We start from the raw sequence: 2,591 nt of genomic DNA on the forward strand, positions 1-2,591 counted from the left end.
CGTGGCGCGCGGCACCGTGGTGGAAGTGTTCGTGGGTCGCGTGATCGACGCCAACCCGCTGTTGGCCGACGCCGACCCCGTGCCCGAGACCTTCCCCGATCCCTCCACGCCTGGCGGCGACACCGACGCGCCGGATATCGACGCCCCGCTGCCTTCGGCCGACGTGCCCGCGGACGTCGACACGCCGCAGCCCGACGCCACGACGTCCATGGGCGCGCCAACCGTCGACGCTCCGCAACCGGACGTGTCCACGGACGAGCCGACTCCGACAGGCGACGAGCCGTCCACCGAGCTGCCGCCGCTGCCCGCGCCGCGTCACACGACGGGCAACGGGACGCTGCCCGCTCCTGGCGAGGGCGATGGCGACGGACGCATGGCCGGGGCGCCGGGTGTTGCTCCGGGCATGCCTGCGCCGGGTGATGACGAGAAGGTCGAGGTCCCCAAGGTCCTCACCATGAAGATCGACGAGGCCGAGAAGAAGCTCGAAGAGCTCGGGCTCTTCGCCATCGTCGACTTCGAAGCGCGCGACAACCCCAACTACCAGAACACGGTGCTGCGCCAGATGCCCGATCCGGGCACCTTCGTGGCGCCCGCCTCGCAGGTCTATCTCACGGTCGCGAGGCTGCGGGAGAAGCCGCCCAGTGGCGACACCCCCCCGAGCGGTGACACGCCGCCGAGTGGTGACACGCCGCCGAGTGGTGACACGCCGGCGGTGCCGACGCCCACGGAGCCCACGCCGCCGGCTCCTGTCGCCGATCGCGAGGTGCCGGACGTCGTGGCCAGCTCGCTGCAGGCGGCCGAAGCCCTGTTGCGACGCGCGGGTCTCGTTGCGGCGGTCGAGAACGAGACGACCGATGACCTGCCCGCCGACCAGGTGATCAGCCAAGACCCCGCGGCCGGCACGATGTTGCCGGAAGGCGCCACCGTCATGCTCGTCGTGGCCCGCCCGACGAAGGCGCCGCAGACGACGCCGGCGCCGGGTCCAACCCCGGCGCCCGTACGCCCCGTCGAGCCGCCCGCGGGCGATGGCGCCGTCAAGGTGCCGGACGTGGTCGCGCGCACGCGCGATGCAGCCGAGTCGGCGGTGCGTGGGGCCGGGCTCTACTACCAGATCGAGCTCGAGGTCACCTCCGACCTGCCCGAGGGCCAGGTGATCAGCCAAGACCCGGCCGCCGGCGCCATGGCGGCTCCGGGCAGCACCGTGCGCCTGGTCGTCGCCCGCCCGTCGCTGGAAGCCGGTGTGCTCGTGCCGAACGTCGTCGGCCGCACGCGCGCCGAAGCCAGCACCATCCTCAACAACGAGAGCTTCCGTGTTCGCGTGCGTCACGGCGGCGGGACGGCCACCGAGCTCGGCCGCGTCACCGATCAAGCGCCGGCCGCTGGCACTCGCGCGCCCCGCTACTCGTGGGTCGAGATCGTCGTGGCGAGCACACTCGGCGCTCCGCACATCGCAGCGCATGCCGGCGATCCGACGCCGCTGCCCGGTACCACGGGTCAGCCGTCCGAAGCGCCCGACGAGACGTCCGGGCTGCGCAGGCCGCCGGGCGTCGAGCCGGGGACCGGCTTCCGCATGCCGCCGCCGACGCCCCGCGGCGTCGAGCCCGCGCCCAGCGTGAAGCTGCCGAACCCCGATGAGGCGACGCCGCTGCAGACGCCGGGCGTGATCGGCCACGAGGCCGTCGCGGCCATCGAGGACCTGCTGCGCGCAGGGTTCGTCGTGGTGATCGACCCGCGCGTGGCGGACGGCCCCACGGGCCGCGTCCTGGCCCAGCGCCCCGAGCCCGGCGCGACGGCCAAGGCAGGCGATCTCGTGCGCCTGCAGGTCGCCGTGGCGCCGGATCCCTCGTCCGCGTCGGTGCACCTCGCGCACACGCTCGGCGGCATGCTCGAGAAGGGCCGTCGCCTGCTCGGCAACACCGGCGCGCGCACCGAGGTCGTCGAGCTCGACATTCCCGGTCATCCCTACGCAGGCACGCGACGCATCGCCGCCCAGTTCCCCGCCGGCTCCGTCCCCAAGTCGCGAGCGGGTGTCGTCCGCCTCTGGGTCATCAAGTAGCCGCGATCCGCGTCCGCCTCTTCCCACCCCAGGGAACGAGCCGGGTGAGATCTTTGCTTCACGCTCCCATCGACCTGCGCACCCCAGCACGTGTCGCCGCGTGAAGAGGAGATCTCACCGGGCTCGGTACGCGAGCTACGGGGAACGCGAGACTCGGCTGGCGCGCACACCCCGGCCCAATCCGCAGCGTGAGCCGGGAAGCTCAGTCGGCTCGGTACCGCGCTTCCAAGGCACGGACGGCGCCCACGGCAGACGATCCAGGTCACACGACCCGCGCCCGCCGGGCGCGAGCAAGCGGCGCTACTCGGTACGGCCCGAGAGCCAGGCCTTGGCGCCGGCGATGAGGCCGTAGCCGAAGACGAGCGTGATGAGGACGAGGCCCGTGGCGTTCCAGGTGCGGACGTCCTCGAGCGAGCCATAGAGCTTGAGGCCCCAGAGAGCGCCGATCACGAGGCTGGCCAGGATCAGGACGACCAGCATGGAGCGCGCGCCCTGGTCGGAGCCGTGGTCCTTGTTCGCGTCGTGGTCGCTCATC

Annotated in this window: 2 protein-coding genes; one reads left to right on the forward strand and one right to left on the reverse strand. The window is 72.8% G+C overall.

Annotated elements, in window-relative coordinates; translation table 11 throughout:
* On the forward strand, positions 1-2,056 hold a 2,056-nt coding region (locus KDM41_17875), incomplete at its 5' end, for a PASTA domain-containing protein (protein MCB1185291.1).
* A 300-nt stretch (positions 2,057-2,356) separates the two neighbouring features.
* Here KDM41_17875 and KDM41_17880 read toward each other — a convergent pair.
* Positions 2,357-2,591, reverse strand: a 235-nt coding sequence (locus tag KDM41_17880) for a hypothetical protein (protein MCB1185292.1), incomplete at its 5' end; no start/stop codon positions are given.

This window comes from bacterium (assembly GCA_020440705.1).
GTDB lineage: Bacteria > Krumholzibacteriota > Krumholzibacteriia > LZORAL124-64-63 > LZORAL124-64-63 > JAGRNP01.